Source organism: Bizionia sp. M204 (assembly GCF_023205095.1).
Taxonomy (GTDB): domain Bacteria; phylum Bacteroidota; class Bacteroidia; order Flavobacteriales; family Flavobacteriaceae; genus Algorimicrobium; species Algorimicrobium hallyeonense.
Window position 1 is genome coordinate 2518505 of record NZ_CP046242.1, and the last position, 17365, is coordinate 2535869.

Below are 17365 nucleotides of genomic sequence, written 5' to 3' on the forward strand. Positions count from 1 at the left end.
TAGCAACTTTATTTAAAATGAATTATGTTAGAAAATATCATAAAATTCAGCTTAAAAAATAAGCTGATAATCCTATTGGGAGCTGCTGCAATCATTGGTTTTGGTGTGGTTTCGTTAACCCAAATATCAATTGGCGCCGTTCCAGACATTACCAATAACCAAGTACAGGTTATTACCACATCCCGAAATTTATCAACCCAAGATGTGGAACAATTTATTACCTATCCTGTAGAGCTTGAAATGGCCAATTTACCTGGTGTTCAAGAAATTCGTTCCGTTTCAAAATTCGGACTTTCAGTGGTTACCATTGTATTTGATGACGATTTAGGCACCTATTTACCGCGTCAACTGATTGCTGAAAAAATTAAATCAGCTTCCGAAAAAATCCCAGAAGGTTTTGGTTCACCGGAAATGGGTCCTATAACCACCGGTTTAGGTGAAATTTATCAATATATTTTAGATGTTAAACCTGAATTTAAAGACCAATACACCATTACCGATTTACGAAGCATTCAGGATTGGGTGGTTAAACGTCAATTATCAGGGATTCCTGGCGTTGTAGAAGTTAATACTTGGGGTGGATTTTTAAAGCAATATGAAGTTGCTATTAATCCGCAGAAATTAACCGCCATGCATATTTCCATTTCGTCTATTTATGAAGCTCTAGAAAAGAATAACAGTGTTGCTGGTGGTGGTTATATTGAAAAGACCAATAAAGCCTATTTCATTCGTGGCGAAGGCTTGGTGACGTCCTTAAAAGACATTGAAAACATTGTCGTAAAAAATGATGGCACACCAGTTTACATTAAAGATGTAGCGAAGGTTGGTTTTGGTCATGCTACCAGATTTGGTGCTATTACAGGAAATGGGGAAGGCGAAAAAGTACTTGGCCAAATAATGATGCTGAAAGGCGGAAATTCTAAAAAAATTATTGATGCCGTAAAGGAACGTGTAGCCAGTATTCAAAAAACACTTCCTGAAGGTGTTTATATTAATGGTTTTCTGGAGCGTAGTGAGCTCATAGATAAAACAACGTTTACCGTTGCCGAAAACTTAATTCTCGGATCACTAATTGTCATTTTTGTGGTGGTATTGCTTCTAGGAAATTGGCGATCTGGATTAGTGGTGGCTTCGGTTATTCCGTTGAGTTTACTCTTTGCCATTTCACTCATGAATATTTTTGGCGTGGATGCCAATTTAATGAGTTTAGGCGCTATTGATTTCGGTATCATCATTGATGGAGCCGTTATTATCGTGGAGTTTATTGCCTTTCAAATTACAGCTCAAAGTGCCAAGTTGAAAACGGTTACCAAAGAAGCTATTGATAGTATTACTTTAAAAAGTGCATCAAAAATGATGAATTCGGCCATATTCGGACAGCTCATTATTCTTATCGTTTTTATTCCAATTCTATCTTTAAGTGGTATTGAAGGCAAAATGTTTAAACCTATGGCTATGACCTTTAGTTTTGCTTTAATAGGCGCCATGATTTTATGTCTAACCTATGTACCTGTCGTTTCTTCGCTCTTTTTAAAACCAACCAATCCATCACCAAAAAACATTTCGGTTAGACTTATGAATAGCCTGACACGTTGGTATGAGCCAATTATAAATTGGGCTTTACATAGCAAGCGCGTCGTTATTGGTTTTGCTGTTGTACTCCTTATAGTAAGTATTGGCGTTTTTAATAAAATGGGTGGCGAATTTGTTCCCACTTTAGATGAAGGTGATTTTGTTATTCAACCGGTTTTAAAAACGGGAACATCTTTGGGTAAAACCATAGAGATAACCACTAAAATTGAAAGCATTCTTCTCGAAAATTTTCCTGAAGTAGACCAAGTTGTAAGTCGTATTGGTGCCGCCGAAGTTCCTACGGATCCCATGTCCATGGAACAAAGTGATGTTATTATTAAATTACATCCGAAAAAGACTTGGGTTTCTGCTTCCAGTAAAGACGAATTAGCGCAAAAATTTAAAGAAGCATTAGCTATTATTCCTAACATGGAAATCGAGTTTACGCAGCCTATTGAAATGCGTTTTAATGAGCTAATCACTGGTGTGCGTGCCGATGTGGCTATTAAAATTTTTGGAGACGATTTATCCATACTTGCCACCAAAGCCGAAGCCATAAAAACAGCCATTAGTGATGTGGAAGGTGCTTCTGATATTATTGTAGAAAAGGTAGAAGGTTTACCACAAATGAGCGTGAATTATAACCGTTTTAAAATAGCGCGTTATGGTCTCAATATTGCCGATTTAAATCAAATTGTTTCCATGGGATTTGCTGGTGATGTCGTCGGACAAGTTTTTGAAGGTGAAAAACGTTTTGATTTGGCCATTCGACTCGATGAAAAGAGCCGTCAGAACTTAAGCGACTTACAGAATTTGTATGTGGATATCCCTTCAGGTGGAAAAATTCCCTTAAGCGAGTTAGCCGATATTTCTTACACAACTGGACCAGCACAAATTTCCAGAGATGATACCAAACGACGCATTGTAATTGGTGTAAATGTTAGAAATAGAGATTTACAATCCGTTGTAAATGATATTCAAGCGCGTATTGCCTCAGATATTCAGTTACCAGTAGGATATAGTATAACGTATGGTGGTCAGTTTGAAAACCTACAAAGTGCAAAAGACCGATTATTGGTGGCCGTTCCTGTAGCGCTTGTTCTTATATTTATACTGCTCTATTTCGCTTTTAATTCTGTAAAAGATGCCTTGATGGTTTATTCCGCCATTCCATTGGCAGCCGTTGGTGGTGTTCTGCTATTATGGTTACGCGATTTACCGTTTAGTATTTCCGCTGGTGTTGGTTTTATAGCATTATTTGGTATTGCTGTTTTAAACGGTATTGTCCTTATTGAACATTTTAAAGAATTAAAATCTCAAGGTGTTACAGATATTGAAATACGTATAAAACGTGGAACAACGGAACGTTTACGTCCTGTTTTGCTTACCGCATCAGCAGCAGCTTTGGGTTTCTTACCTATGGCTATTTCTACCAATGCAGGAGCCGAAGTACAACGTCCTTTAGCCACAGTTGTTATTGGTGGTTTAGTAACAGCTACTATTCTAACCCTAGTAGTTCTCCCTGTTTTATACGCTTGGATTGAAGAAAAGAAAACACTAAAAATGAAGAAAAATCATATAACAACGCTAATCATTCTGTTCATTTCGTGGACCGGTTTTGCACAACAGAAACCACTAAACATTCAAGAAACTTATGAATTAGCTCTGAAAACCAATGCACAAATTAAAGCATCAGGTCTTCAAGCAGATGAAGTCGATGCGCGTATTTCAAGTGCCTTCGACTTTGATAAAACGGCTATTTATTATAGCTATGATCAAAGTAATTTAGGCGCAAATAATGAGCCGCTGAATGTGTTTGGTGTATCGCAAGATTTTTTATTTCCTACCCGGTATTTTGCCGAAAAACGCTTTAATCAAGCAGCTTATAGCTTAAAAATTTCTGAAAACAACATCCAACGTTTACAACTTAAACGTGATGTGTATGCTAGTTTTTATGAATTAAGTTACGCTAAAAATAAAGCGAAAACCTATGAATATTTAGATAGCTTGTACACCAAATTTGCTGAAAATGCGAAAAGGCGTTTTGAATTAGGTGAAACTAATTATTTGGAAATGCTAACTGCTGAATCCAAAGAAAAACAAATGGAAACGCGATTCCTTCAGGCGCAGCAAGAAGTTTTAGTGCAAATGGAACAACTAAAAAAAGTGGTTCAAATGGATACATTACAAATCGTTAGTGAACCACTAGAAAAATTGACATTAACAGCACTCTCAGTTTCTGAAGATAATCCTGGATTGCTTTATTTTGAAGAATCTAAAAATTACTTTCAAGCTTTAAAAAATAAAGAAAAGCAGGCTTTATTACCTGATATTTCGGCCGAGTATTTCGTTGGCTCCAACAGTGGTTTAAACTCCAATATTCAAGGGTATCAAATAGGATTAAAGATTCCGTTATTTTTCTCTGGAAATGCTGCACGCATTAAGGCGTCTAAAATTGCTGAAGGCGTGGTAAACATGCAGGAGGTCGATTATAAAATTAAACTTCAAGGTGAGTACCAACGCCTTTTAGCGCAATTGGAACAGCATCAAGCTGCTATTTCATATTATGAAACTCAAGGCAGTAATTTGCAGGAAGAAATTATAAAAACGGCCAACCGAACCTTTAAAGAAGGTGAAATCGATTTCTTTCAGTACATCCAAAGTATTGAAACCGCCAAAGACATGGAGTTGGAATACTTAAACAATTTAAACAGTTACAATCAAACTATAATCAAGTTAAATCATTTAACTTTATAATATTAATGAACATGAAACATATATATATACTACTTTTTTCCGTACTATTTATAGCTTGCGGCAATAGCGAGAAGGATTCCACAGACATTATAGAATCCGTTTCTCATGAGGACGAAATAAAACTTTCAGAAGCCCAATTTAATAGCGAATCCATGGTATTGGGAACGTTATCTGAACGCACATTTGATGAAACCGTAACTATAAATGGAACTATTGATGTACCACCTCATAATAAATCACGAGTCACCACGTATATGGCTGGCTATATTGTTAAAACACCTTTATTGGTAGGCGATCAGGTTAAAAAAGGGCAACTTTTGGTAACATTGGAAAACACGGAGTACATTGAGCTACAACAGCAGTTTTTAGAAATCGCCGAACAGTTAAACTATTTGAAAAATGAATATACGCGTCAGAAAACACTATTCGATGAAAATATTACTTCGGAAAAAAACTATTTAAAGGCTGAAAGTATGTACAAAAGCAATTTAGCTTTTTACAATGGAATAGAAAAAAAGTTACAGATGTTGAACATCAATCCGAGATCCGTTTTAGCCGGAAATATGTCGTCCACTATCAATATTTACGCTCCAATAAGTGGCCATGTAACCAAAGTAAATGTCAGCAATGGCACCTTTGTTTCGGCAAGCGATGAAATCATGGAAATTGTAGATGTAGATCATATTCATTTAGAACTTTCGGTATTTGAAAAGGATATTATGAAAATAAAGAAAGGTCAGGAAATCACCTTTACTATTCCCGAAGCCTCGGAAAAAACCTATAATGCGGATGTCCACTTGGTTGGAACTACTATAGATGATGCAACTAGACGTGTTCAAGTTCATGGACACATCGATGATGTGGAAGGAAACTTTATAATTGGTATGTTTGTGGAAGCTCAAATTCATATCAATGAAGTAAGCGCTTTGGCCTTGCCACATGAAGCGGTCATCCAGTTAAATGACAATTATTATGTACTGGTTTTAGAAGAAAAAACAACAAATGGTTATGTCTTTGAAAAAACAGAGGTACAAATAGGTAAGCAAACCGAGGATTTTATGGAGATTTTAAATCCTGAAACCCTATTAGAGAAACAAATAATAACGCACGGAACCTCTATGCTTCTCAATGAAAGCGAAGGTGGACACAGTCATTAATTAAAACACTATGGCAGATAAACACAACCATCAGCATACCCAAGCTATTTTTGGCAAAAACACGGAATTATACTTTTCAATGTTGTCCGGTTTGTTTCTGGCAATTGGATTTAGCTTGGATACATGGGCTAATTTAGAAACCTATTTACATCTAATTTGTTATATAATATCTTACGGTTTTGGTGGCTATTTCATTACGCAAGAAGCTTTTCAAAAAATTGGCAAAGGTCTTTTTGAAATTGATTTTCTAATGATTGTCGCAGCTATAGGTGCTGCTTATATTGGAAGTTGGGCAGAAGGTTCGCTTTTATTATTCCTATTTAGTTTAGGACATGCTCTCGAGCATTACGCCATGAACAAAGCCGAAAAATCTATAAAGGCTTTAGGAAATTTATCAGCGAAAACCGCTTTGTTAAAGAATAGAAATTCATTAAAAGAAATTCCCATTGAAGATTTAGAAGTAGGCGATATTATTGTGGTACAACCACATACTAAAATTGCAGCCGATGGCGTTATCATTAAAGGCATCAGTAGCATAAATCAAGCGCCAATTACTGGCGAAAGTATGCCCGTTGATAAAAGTCCCTTTCCTAAAGATCAAGAAATACCTAACTTTTCTGATATTGATAAAAGTCACATCGTTTTTTCTGGAACCATAAATGGGGATAGCGCCTTAGAAGTTCGCGTGCTAAAACTAACAAAGGATTCTACTGTTTCTCGACTCATTAGTTTGGTGAATGATGTAGAAACGCAGAAATCACCAACCCAAAGACGCACAAAAAAATTCGAAAAAATATATGTGCCAATCGTTATTCTTTTAGTGACTGTTTTATGTTTTGCATTTTTAGTAATTGATGAATCTTTTGAAACCAGTTTATATCGTGCCATTACGGTATTGGTAGCTGCCAGTCCTTGTGCTTTAGCCATTTCAACACCAAGTGCCGTTTTAAGTGGTATTGCACGCGCGGCCCAACGAGGCGTTTTAATAAAAGGTGGTAAAGCATTGGAGGATTTAGGAAGTGTTACAACCATTGCTTTTGATAAAACGGGGACATTAACCCAAGGTAAGCCGAGTTTAAAACAGGTGGTTGCTTTTAATGATTTTGACAAAAAAGAATTGCTACAATTACTTTATGAAGTGGAACGCTTGAGTAATCATCCATTAGCAAAAGCCATTGCAAAAGCTATAAAAGAACAAGAGCAATTAGAAGCTGCTAATTTAGCATCCAATATTAGTGCTATTCAAGGGAAAGGTATTGAAGCCCTTTATAAAAACGAACCAGTTTACATTGGTAATACCCGTTTAATGACCGATCAGCAATTTACCATTCCTAAAGCCGTTGAAACGCAATTTAATCAACAGTTGGAAGCTGGCGAAACCGTGATGCTTGTTGGTTATCAAAATCAGATCATTGGTTTAGTAAGTGTTATGGATGTTCCAAGAAAAACGGCAGCAAACACCCTACTTCGGCTTAAAAAAATTGGCATTAAAAATATGATTATGCTTACTGGTGATCATGAAAGTGTTGGAAAAGCCATTGCCAAACAAATTGGTTTGACTGAAAGTCGCGGTAATTTATTGCCTGAAGATAAGGTAGATGCCATGCGTTTATTAATAGAACGCGATGGGAAAGTCGCCATGGTTGGCGATGGTGTAAACGACGCACCCGCTATGGCATTAAGTACAGTAAGTATTGCTATGGGAGCAGCCGGAAGCGATGTCGCTCTAGAAACAGCTGATGTGGCTTTAATGTCCGACAAATTAGAAATGTTACCCTTTGCTATTGGATTAAGTCGTGCGTCCAAGCGGATTATAAATCAAAATATCTTTATCAGTTTGGGTGTGGTTGCCATCTTGGTGCCAGTTACCATATTAGGACTAACAAATATTGGACTTGCGGTATTATTTCATGAAGGCTCTACGGTTGTGGTTGTGATAAATGCCTTGCGTTTGTTGGCTTATAAGGAGGATTAGCAGGTTTATTCACAAATATTAAACTAATGTGAAATGAAAAACCCCAAGCAAATAATTACTTGGGATTTCTAATATCAAATAGACACCTGTTTTTACAGGTGTTGGTTACATTTTCATTAACCACTCTTTCACATCCACTTCTTTTTTAATAATATCGCGTAAATCGGAAATCTTAACGCGACTTTGCTCCATAGTGTCCCGATGACGAATAGTTACCGTTTGGTCCTCCAACGTGTCATGGTCTACTGTAATACAAAATGGAGTACCGTTGGCATCTTGACGTCTGTAGCGGCGTCCTACAGCATCTTTTTCGTCATAATCCATATTGAAATCCCATTTCAAATCATCAAAAATCTGACGGGCTATTTCTGGTAAACCATCTTTTTTAACCAATGGTAAAATAGCAGCTTTTACTGGTGCTAAAACGGCTGGCAATTTCAATACGGTTCTGGTTGTATTGTTGTCTAATTCTTCTTCTTCCAACGCATTGGAGAAAACAGCTAAAAACATACGATCTAAACCAATGGATGTTTCCAAAACATACGGGGTATAACTCGCATTATCTTCATGGTCAAAATACTGTAATTTTTTACCTGAAAATTCTTCGTGTTGTTTTAAATCGAAATCCGTACGAGAATGAATACCTTCCAATTCTTTAAATCCGAATGGGAATTTAAACTCAATATCTGTAGCAGCATCTGCGTAATGGGCTAATTTTTCATGATCGTGGAAACGGTAGTTGTCGGCTCCCATACCTAATGACAAATGCCATTTCATACGTGTTTCTTTCCAGTACTCAAACCATTCCATTTGTGTTCCTGGCTTAATGAAAAATTGCATTTCCATTTGTTCAAATTCACGCATTCTAAAAATAAATTGCCTTGCTACAATTTCATTTCTAAACGCTTTTCCAGTTTGGGCAATTCCAAACGGAATTTTCATACGACCCGATTTTTGAACATTTAAAAAGTTGACAAAAATTCCTTGCGCCGTTTCAGGACGTAAATATAAATCCATAGCATGTTCTGCCGATGCACCAAGTTTAGTTCCAAACATCAGATTAAATTGCTTAACGTCTGTCCAGTTTTTAGAACCTGTAAGTGGATCCGCAATTTCCAATTCTTCAATTAGTGCTTTAACATCTACTAAATCTTCAGCTTCTAAAGACTTCCCCATTCGCGTTAAAATGGTCTGAATCTTTTCAAAATAACCAACTACTCTTGGATTGGTACTTATAAATTCTTCTTTATTAAAAGCCTCACCAAAGCGTTTTTCAGCTTTTGCAACTTCTTTATCTATTTTTGATTCAATTTTTGCGCAATAATCTTCAATTAAAACATCGGCACGATAGCGTTTTTTAGAATCTTTGTTATCTATTAACGGATCATTAAACGCATCTACGTGTCCAGAGGCTTTCCATGTGGTTGGATGCATAAAAATGGAGGCGTCTATACCTACAATATTATCATGCATTTGTACCATGGCTTTCCACCAGTATTCGCGGATGTTCTTTTTAAGTTCTGCGCCATTTTGTGCGTAATCGTATACTGCACTTAGTCCGTCGTAGATTTCACTACTTTGGAATACGTAACCATACTCTTTTGCGTGAGAGATTACTTTCTTGAATTGATCGTCATTGTTTGCCATAGTGCAAAAATAGAAAACCGCTTCAACTAAATGAGCGGTTTTATGAAAAAAATAATAGGTTAATTAATTTAGTTTAATTTTTGAAGAACCAAGCACTTTATTATCATGAAAAACGGAAATTAAATAATCCCCTTTTTTTAGTGACTTTTCTTGATTAACATTAATTTTAGCACAAACAGCAATGTCATCATTCATATAATTTATAGCCGTTCTTCCGCTGTACGCAAGTATTTCTTGTCCAAATTCCATGACACCTCTACTAGACACAATAGTATTATCTGGGCCAATAATTTGAACATACAATTCTTTATTTCCTTTGGATGAAAATTCGTTTTTTAATACCGTAAAGCAAACTTCCATATTATCAGCTTGACGTGCTTTGGTCGTTTCTACGTTATATTCCAATGGACTGGTAATTATAGCTTTAACTTTTAGGTTATCGAGCGTTAGAGTTGAAATTCTATCAACAAAAGCCGTAAGTTCTAAATTTTGTTCTGTTAATGCTGCTATAGCTACCTGACTAGACTCCAATTTTAAGCTATTGGTTTTAGAAGCTTCATTTAAGGCTTCATTTTTATCTAAAAGGCGTGCAATTTTATTGAATAGTATTTTGCGCTCTTCAATGAGTGTAGCAATATCATCTTTATACTTTGTAATTAAAGGATAATCCGTTTTTACCAAGTTCAAAGAATCTAAAGTTGTTTCCAATTTAGATTTTGAAAGCTGCAACTGTGCTGTTAACTCGTTATTATCAACACGCTGAAAGTCGTGAAGTTTCATCATATTAGACAACTCACTCTGAACAAGTTTAATTTCTTGTTCCATGAATTCCTCTTGACTTTTTAATGTGTTGTAACTCGTTAAACCATACGACCCTAATACAACAATGGCTATTACCAACGATCCAATAATTAATTTGTAGTTAAATAATTGAGGGTTAACTATCATCTTAATTAAATTATGGGAGCAAATCTAAAATTAAAGATTGAAAATCAACTTTTTAATCGATAAACAGAAAATAAACTTGTTAAAGTTCTTGTTTAAGTAACAAATTGTTATGCCTTGATAAAACATTGTAATATATTTAGAATTAAATAATTAGTTTGTTTCATTCATTACTCGCTTTATTCTTTCCTAAAGTTTGTTATAGTTGCAATGGTTTGTTGCACGATAATGAACAATATGCTTGTACAGCTTGTAGGCACGATTTTCCAGTTACCAATTTTCATTTTAATCGGGATGATACCGTATTAAAGGTTTTCTATGGCCGCTTACCCATTGAAACTGCTACGGCCCTATTGCGTTTTGAAAAGAAAGGAATTACCCAAAATTTACTTCACAACTTAAAATATAAAGGTTTTGAGGAAATAGGCGTTTTTTTAGGAGGCTGGCTTGGAGGTGAACTTCAAAGCCTTGCTGAATACCAAAATATTGATATAGTCATTCCGGTTCCATTACATAAAAACAAACTTCGGAAACGCGGTTATAATCAAGTCGCTAAATTTGGTCAGGAATTAGCTAAAAGTTTACACGCAGAGTACGTGGATGATGTTCTCGTAAAAGTTTCCAACACGAGCTCGCAGGTTACTAAAAACAGATTAACGCGTTGGTTAAATAATGTAGAGGTTTTTAACGTTATAAATGCTCATAAAATTCAAAACAAACACATACTTTTGGTAGACGACATTATAACCACAGGTGCCACCATGGAGGCTTGTGGAACTGTGTTATTAAAAAATGCGCAAGTTCGAATTAGCATTGCTACCATGGCAATAGCATAATGGATGTTTCGTTAATGATAAATATGTTGTTTATTTGCAAATAAAGAAAAGTAGGTATGCGTCAAGCGTTTTCTCAAATAATAATAGTTGTTTTAGTCGCTTTAGTAATTGCTAGTTGTGCCAATCGCGGTACTCCAAGTGGTGGCATAAAGGATATAATACCACCAAAAATTACCAAATCAGAACCTGAAAATTACACGACCAATTTCACAGGGAATGAAATAAAGATTTATTTCGACGAGTATGTCAAAATTAAAAATGTTTCCAAACAGCTTATTATTTCGCCTCCAATGGATCCTGCACCAGATATTATTCCGCTTTCTAGTGCTAGCAAGTATATAAAAATTACTATTAAAGATACATTAGCGCCAAATACAACTTACGCGTTTAACTTTGGAAATAGTATTGTAGATAACAATGAAGAAAATCCATATCCATTTTATAAATACGTGTTTTCAACAGGTAATTACATTGATTCACTTTCTGTAAAAGGAATTATTGTAGATGCTACTTTAAGAAAACCTGACGATTATATCTCGGTCATGTTATACGAAGCAGATTCTACTTTTACAGACTCTATCATTTTCAAGCAAAACCCAAGATACGTTACCAACACACTAGATAGTGCCACGACTTTTTCTCTGGAAAACTTAAAAGCCGGTAAATACAAACTGATAGCACTAAAAGATAATAACCAAGATTATAAATTTCAGCCTCAAACAGACAAAATAGCTTTTCATGAAGAATTTATAAACGTTCCTGTGGATTCCACGACGGCCTTTACTTTAAAATTATTTTCAGAAGATTTAGAACCAAAAATTATAAGACCTCGTTTAGTTTCTGGCGAAAAAATTGTTTTCCCTTATGAAGGCGATTATGAAAACATGCAAATTAAAACGATTGAAACCGTCCCTAATAATTTTGAATCTCGTATTACTAAAGATGCAAAAGCCGATTCTTTATATTACTGGTATAAACCACGACTACAAGCAGATTCACTTCAACTTAATGTTAGCAATTTAAATTACAATCAAAATTTTAATGTAAAAATAAGCGAGCAGAAACGGGACACCATGAATATTCAAGTCGAACCAAAAAGCCTTTTAAATTTTAATGATGAGTTTAAAATCACCAATGTTGTTCCTTTTACCAAATTTGAAAAAAGCAAAGTAACCATTTTGGATAAAGATTCGATTGCGGTTGATTATAACGTCAAGTTAGATTCGTTAACCAATAGCTATATTTTAAATTTTGAGAAAAAAGAAAGTGAAAAATACCAAATTCAATTATTGCCGGAGGCTATAACGGACTTTTTTGATAATAAAAACGATACATTAAACTATCAATTAAACACAAAAACGTATTCAGATTATGGGAATGCTCGTGTAATTTTACAAAACGCTACTTACCCTATTATTGCACAAATTACTGATGATAAAGGCGAAGTTATAGCCGAACAATATAGTGAAAAACCCGAGCCTATTGATTTTAGACATTTAAAACCGGGTATTTTCTATTTACGTGTTATTTATGATACCAATAAGAATAAAAAATACGATACTGGAAACTACCTTAAAAATACACAACCAGAACGCGTTAGCTATTATAAAGACAAACTAGATATTCGTTCCAATTTCGATAATATCTACACGTTTACATTATTTTAAATTGATCCCTATCGTTTAGGAATTTCAATTTATTTCTATAACGATTAATGTGGGTTTTATCTAAAGTTATAACCTCAATATGATCCTTATGAGGTCTGATAGGTGTAATATTATTTCCTAACACGTCATACACTGCTGAATGGCCTGAATATTCATTTTGGGCGTCATCCTCACCAATCCTATTTACTCCAATACAGTAACACATGTTTTCTATAGCACGTGCTTTTAATAAAGCATCCCAAGCAGCAACACGTGGTTTTGGCCAATTTGCCACATAAATTAAAGCATCGTAATCCGTTGTATTTCTAGCCCAAACGGGAAAGCGTAAATCATAACAAATTTGTAAGCAAATATTCCAATCTTTATAATTCACAATAACTTTTTCTTGCCCAGCCGTAAACACCTTGTCCTCGCCAACTAGGGTAAATGAATGACGTTTATCATAGGTTGTAATAGCACCATCAGGAAATGCAAAAACCATCCGATTATAAAATTTGTTGTTTTCTTCAATAACAAGACTTCCGGTAATGGCAGCTCCCGATTCCGCCGCTTGCTTCTGCATCCATCTTACGGATTTTCCATCCATACTTTCAGCAACTGCTTGTGCGTTCATGGTGAATCCTGTGGTAAACATTTCCGGAAGCACAATTACATCCACGGGTTGTTTAATACGTTGGATTTTTGTTTCAAAATGTCCTCTATTTGCTTTCGGATCTTCCCAAACTAAATGTGTTTGGATAATGGCTAGGTTCAATTCGTTACACATGTATTATAGTTTATTTAATGCCTTATCAGCTTTTTTCATTTGATTAGACAACTTATTTAATCTTTTTGTCCATTTTGCTTCCTCGTTAGGCGATAAATCTCCCTTCTTGCGAAGTCTATTATATTTTTTTTGAGCAGTATCTAAATTATTTTTAGCTTTTATATAATTCTTACGCGCTTTGGCTTCTGCCTTTAACTTTTTATCTAAAGCTTTGGCTTGTTTTTCAGCCTTTCTAGCTTCTTTCTGGACCTTTTCAGCCCGACTCCTAGCTTCTTTTAAAGCTCTTTGCTGTGAAGCTACTTCGGCTTCAGTCTCTAATTTTTTATTTAATTTTGTTACAATGTGGTCTTTTTCTTCAGCCGAAATTTTATCGGTCACCTCTTTTCCTTGATGATAAAACGTGTTTCCTTTTACTTCATATTTTTTTCCAGAATCTGTAATTATCTCATGTTTTGTCCAACAAGCACTTGCGCCAATCAACACAACCAAACACCATGTTTTTAAATATTTCATAACTTCTAATTTTTACATTAAAGGTTACACAATTTATGTTCAGTTTTACATTTCGAGTTACTTATTTATAAATAGTTTAACATATCATAATTTGTTTAAAATATCAGCTGCTTTTTTAAGAGTTTCGTCGGTTTTTGCAAAACAAAATCGCAGCACTTTATCATCTTTATTTTCCAAATTAAAAACGGATAACGGAATGGATGCTAAACCGTTTTCGACTGTTAATTTTTTGGCAAAGTCCACATCATGTTCATTCGTAATTTCAGCATAACCAAGCACCTGAAAATACGTTCCTTGAGCAGGTTTAAACCTAAAATTAGAATCCGCAATGAGATTTAAAAAATAGTCGCGTTTTTCCTGATAGAAATCGGCTAATTGCAAATAATGATTGGGTTCTTTTAAATAATCTGCCAATCCTTTTTGCATGGCGCTATTTACAGAAAAAACATTAAACTGATGCACTTTTTGAAATTCTTCCATCAATTGTTTTGGCGCACAGCAATACCCCATTTTCCAACCTGTATTGTGAAATGTTTTCCCAAACGAAGCCACAATAAAACTGCGCTGTTTTAAACCTGAAAACAAACAGACACTTTGGTGTTTTAAACCATCAAAAATCATATGCTCATACACCTCATCACTCAGTATCAAAATATTAGTGCCTTCGGTTAAAGCTTGAAGTTTCAACATATCATCTTTGGACAAAACCGTTCCACTTGGATTGTTCGGCGTGTTAATGATAATCATTTTTGTTTTGTCGGAAATTTGGTGTTTTACCTCATCCCAATTTATGGAATAACCAGGTGCTTCCAATTGAATAGCAACAGGTTTTCCGCCATTAATTGTAATTGCAGGTTCGTAACAATCATAAGCAGGTTTAAAAATAAGCACCTCATCACCTGCATGAATAAAGGCAGAAATAATAGTGTAAATAGCTTGGGTTGCTCCTGCTGTAACCGTTATTTCAGTTTCAGGATTATAACTGGTGTTATAAAGTAATTCGAATTTTTTAGAGATAGCTTCTCGCAATTCTAAATTCCCAGCCATTGGTGCATATTGATTAAAACCGGAATTCATAGCCTGACTGACTAAATCAATCAACTTCTGATCGCTTTTAAAATTTGGAAAGCCTTGTGATAGATTTATTGCACCATGTGTATGAGCTAAAGCACTCATCACGGAAAAAATACTGGTCTCAACCTGCGGGAAGTTTGGAAATATGTCTCATACTTGTAAATATAATAAGTTATGTGTTAACTTCTCCGTTCATACCCATTATAAATCGGGACACTAAAAATGCCTGAAAAAGGGAAGTAATAATGCAGAAGTAAAATAAGTAACCATAACTTTTTTATCTTTGAGGAATTCAAAATTTTTATACTATGAAATTAATTAGATTATTAGTTCTCTTTATTGTTTTTCAAGCATCAGCACAGCAAGGTGGTATGTGGATTCCTTCGCTTTTAGAAGGTATGAATGAAGACGAAATGACTGCTTTAGGCAGCAAATTAACTGCTAAAGACATTTATGATGTTAACAACTCCAGCCTTAAGGATGCTATTGGCCATTTTAATGGTGGTTGTACAAGCGAAGTGATTTCGGATCAAGGATTAATTCTAACCAATCACCATTGTGGATTTGGACAGATTCAATCGCATTCATCTTTAGAAAACGATTATTTAAAAGATGGTTTTTGGGCTATGAATCTGGAGGACGAATTACCAAATGATGGTCTTTATATTGAATTTATAGTACGTATTGAAGACGTGACAACGCAAGCACTAGACGGCGTAACGGATGCCATGACTGAAAGAGAAAAACAATCTACTATTGATAAAAACACCAATACATTACAAACTAAAGTGACTAAAGAGGCTTGGCAAGACACCAAAGTAAAGTCGTTTTACAAAGGAAATCAGTATTTTCTATTTGTAACGGAACGCTTTAATGACGTGCGTTTAGTTGGCGCACCTCCAACCAGCATTGGCAAATTTGGTAGTGATACTGATAACTGGGTATTTCCAAGACATACAGGTGATTTTGCTTTATTCAGAATTTATGCTGATAAAGATAATCGTCCAGCCGAATACAGTAAAGACAACGTACCTTACAAACCAAAACACCACTTACCAATTTCTTTAGATGGTGTTGAAGAGGGCGATTTTACTATGGTTTTCGGTTTCCCTGGAACAACGGATGAATATTTACCAGCTGTAGCTATTGAACATATTACCCAAGAATTTAATCCGAGTAATATTGCTATACGTGAAGCATCCTTAAAAGTAATTGATGCTGAAATGAAAGTGAATGATGATGTTCGGATAAAATATGCCTCTAAACAAGCACGTATTGCGAACGCTTGGAAAAAGTGGATTGGTGAAAATTTAGGTATTAAAAAGAGTAATGCCATTGCCGAACGTCGTGATTTTGAAGCAACCTTTACCAAAGCATTAAAAGAAAAAGGGCTAGAAGAAAAATACGGTCATATTCTACCAGATTTTGAGAGGTTATATAAAGATTTTGCAGAGGTAAATATTAAACGCAGAAATTTTATTGAAGTGTTTTTGGTGACTAATGAGTTAATGACCATGACGTTTAGAGCTTACCAAGTAGAGCAATCCTTACAACGCGATCCAGAAAGTATGGATAAAAATCGTGCTTATATAACAGGTGTTTTAGAAGGAATTCATAAAAATTACGATGTAAAAGTAGACAAAGGTGTGTTTGAGAATGTGATGCCTTTTTATTCAGATAATGTAAACGCTTCCATTTATGACACGACGGCATTTACGAATTTAGATTCGGCATTAGCACTTTTTGAAGGTACGGCAGATGATGTGATTAAAAAATTAAATAACGATGCCGCTTACAGCTATGCGAAACCGCTTATTGATGATTTTTTCAATAACCTGAATCCAGAATTCCAACAAAAAAACGATCCCATTACAGCGCTTCAAACGGAATACATGACGGCGCTTATGAAAGCCTTACCTAACGAACGCTACTTTCCAGATGCTAACGGAACATTGCGTGTTACCTATGGTCAAGTTAATGGTTATTCGCCAAGAGATGCCGTGTATTATAGTCCTGTGAGTTATTTAGATGGTGTGATTGAAAAGTATATTCCTGGCGATTATGAGTTTGATGTACCACAAAAATTAATCGATTTATACGAAGCAAAAGATTATGGTCAGTATGCTGATAGTAATGGAAAAGTACCCGTTTGCTTTTTAGGAACCAACCACACAACTGGTGGAAATTCTGGAAGTCCAGCTATTGATGCCCATGGAAATTTAGTGGGTTTAAATTTTGATCGCGTTTGGGAAGGTACCATGAGTGATATGAATTACGATCCAGAAATTTGCCGAAATATTATGGTCGATTTACGCTACGTTTTATTTATAGTTGATAAATATGCTGGTGCCAAACATTTAATTGATGAAATGACTTTGGTTCATCCAAAAAGTGGAAAAAGTAAATCTAAAAAGAAAAAACGTAAGAACTAAGTTGTTCAAATAAATAAAAAGTAA

At 35.2% G+C, this 17365-nt stretch carries 11 protein-coding genes; 6 read left to right on the forward strand and 5 right to left on the reverse strand.

Translation table 11 applies throughout. From position 1 onward, the window contains the following. Window positions 1-24: 24 nt before the first annotated feature. The 3 genes from GMA17_RS11720 to GMA17_RS11730 are packed head-to-tail and all read left to right on the forward strand — an operon-like array spanning window position 25 to window position 7461. A complete protein-coding gene (locus tag GMA17_RS11720; RefSeq protein ID WP_248396386.1) occupies window positions 25-4329 on the forward strand; it encodes a CusA/CzcA family heavy metal efflux RND transporter in 4305 nt (1434 codons plus the stop codon). Between the two features lie 11 nt (window positions 4330-4340). Then, entirely contained in the window at window positions 4341-5486 is a 1146-nt protein-coding gene (locus GMA17_RS11725; RefSeq protein WP_248396389.1) for an efflux RND transporter periplasmic adaptor subunit, read from the forward strand. Window positions 5487-5496: 10 nt separating this feature from the next. Beyond that, complete coding sequence (locus GMA17_RS11730) at window positions 5497-7461, forward strand: heavy metal translocating P-type ATPase (RefSeq protein WP_248396390.1); 1965 nt, start codon at window positions 5497-5499, stop codon at window positions 7459-7461. 105 nt (window positions 7462-7566) lie between these two features. On the opposite strand, the gene GMA17_RS11735 is transcribed toward GMA17_RS11730, so the two are convergent. Together GMA17_RS11735 and GMA17_RS11740 are read right to left on the reverse strand one after the other, a co-directional pair. After that, a complete protein-coding gene (locus GMA17_RS11735; RefSeq protein ID WP_248396392.1) occupies window positions 7567-9108 on the reverse strand; it encodes a glycine--tRNA ligase in 1542 nt (513 codons plus the stop codon). A 63-nt stretch (window positions 9109-9171) separates the two neighbouring features. Then, window positions 9172-10056, reverse strand: a complete 885-nt coding sequence (locus GMA17_RS11740) for a hypothetical protein (protein ID WP_248396394.1) — start codon at window positions 10054-10056, stop codon at window positions 9172-9174. A 155-nt stretch (window positions 10057-10211) separates the two neighbouring features. On the opposite strand from GMA17_RS11740, the gene GMA17_RS11745 reads away from it, so the two are divergent. Both GMA17_RS11745 and GMA17_RS11750 read left to right on the forward strand, forming a co-directional pair. Then, on the forward strand, window positions 10212-10889 hold the full coding sequence (locus GMA17_RS11745; protein WP_248396397.1) for a ComF family protein: 678 nt from the start codon (window positions 10212-10214) through the stop codon (window positions 10887-10889). A 56-nt stretch (window positions 10890-10945) separates the two neighbouring features. After that, entirely contained in the window at window positions 10946-12556 is a 1611-nt protein-coding gene (locus GMA17_RS11750) for an Ig-like domain-containing protein (RefSeq protein WP_248396399.1), read from the forward strand. Here the strand turns inward: GMA17_RS11750 and GMA17_RS11755 are convergent. From GMA17_RS11755 to GMA17_RS11765, 3 genes are all read right to left on the reverse strand, one after another. Further along, the gene (locus tag GMA17_RS11755; RefSeq protein WP_248396401.1) at window positions 12543-13322 is read right to left on the reverse strand and encodes an amidohydrolase; all 780 of its coding nucleotides are present in this window, start codon (window positions 13320-13322) and stop codon (window positions 12543-12545) included. The genes GMA17_RS11750 and GMA17_RS11755 overlap by 14 nt on opposite strands. A 3-nt stretch (window positions 13323-13325) precedes the next feature. Then, window positions 13326-13835, reverse strand: coding sequence for a hypothetical protein (locus tag GMA17_RS11760; RefSeq protein WP_248396403.1), 510 nt, complete (start codon window positions 13833-13835; stop codon window positions 13326-13328). An 84-nt stretch (window positions 13836-13919) separates the two neighbouring features. Continuing rightward, a complete protein-coding gene (locus tag GMA17_RS11765; RefSeq protein ID WP_248396405.1) occupies window positions 13920-15011 on the reverse strand; it encodes a methionine aminotransferase in 1092 nt (363 codons plus the stop codon). 206 nt (window positions 15012-15217) lie between these two features. On the opposite strand from GMA17_RS11765, the gene GMA17_RS11770 reads away from it, so the two are divergent. Next, window positions 15218-17341, forward strand: a complete 2124-nt coding sequence (locus GMA17_RS11770) for a S46 family peptidase (protein ID WP_248396407.1) — start codon at window positions 15218-15220, stop codon at window positions 17339-17341. Window positions 17342-17365 lie beyond the last annotated feature (24 nt).

Coding starts and splice junctions, on each gene's coding strand:
- GMA17_RS11720 (WP_248396386.1), top strand. CDS start 25: ATGTTAGAAAATATCATAAAATTCAGCTTAAAAAATAAGCTGATAATC.
- GMA17_RS11725 (WP_248396389.1), top strand. CDS start 4,341: ATGAAACATATATATATACTACTTTTTTCCGTACTATTTATAGCTTGC.
- GMA17_RS11730 (WP_248396390.1), top strand. CDS start 5,497: ATGGCAGATAAACACAACCATCAGCATACCCAAGCTATTTTTGGCAAA.
- GMA17_RS11735 (WP_248396392.1), bottom strand. CDS start 9,108: ATGGCAAACAATGACGATCAATTCAAGAAAGTAATCTCTCACGCAAAA.
- GMA17_RS11740 (WP_248396394.1), bottom strand. CDS start 10,056: ATGATAGTTAACCCTCAATTATTTAACTACAAATTAATTATTGGATCG.
- GMA17_RS11750 (WP_248396399.1), top strand. CDS start 10,946: ATGCGTCAAGCGTTTTCTCAAATAATAATAGTTGTTTTAGTCGCTTTA.
- GMA17_RS11755 (WP_248396401.1), bottom strand. CDS start 13,322: ATGTGTAACGAATTGAACCTAGCCATTATCCAAACACATTTAGTTTGG.
- GMA17_RS11760 (WP_248396403.1), bottom strand. CDS start 13,835: ATGAAATATTTAAAAACATGGTGTTTGGTTGTGTTGATTGGCGCAAGT.
- GMA17_RS11765 (WP_248396405.1), bottom strand. CDS start 15,011: ATGAGTGCTTTAGCTCATACACATGGTGCAATAAATCTATCACAAGGC.
- GMA17_RS11770 (WP_248396407.1), top strand. CDS start 15,218: ATGAAATTAATTAGATTATTAGTTCTCTTTATTGTTTTTCAAGCATCA.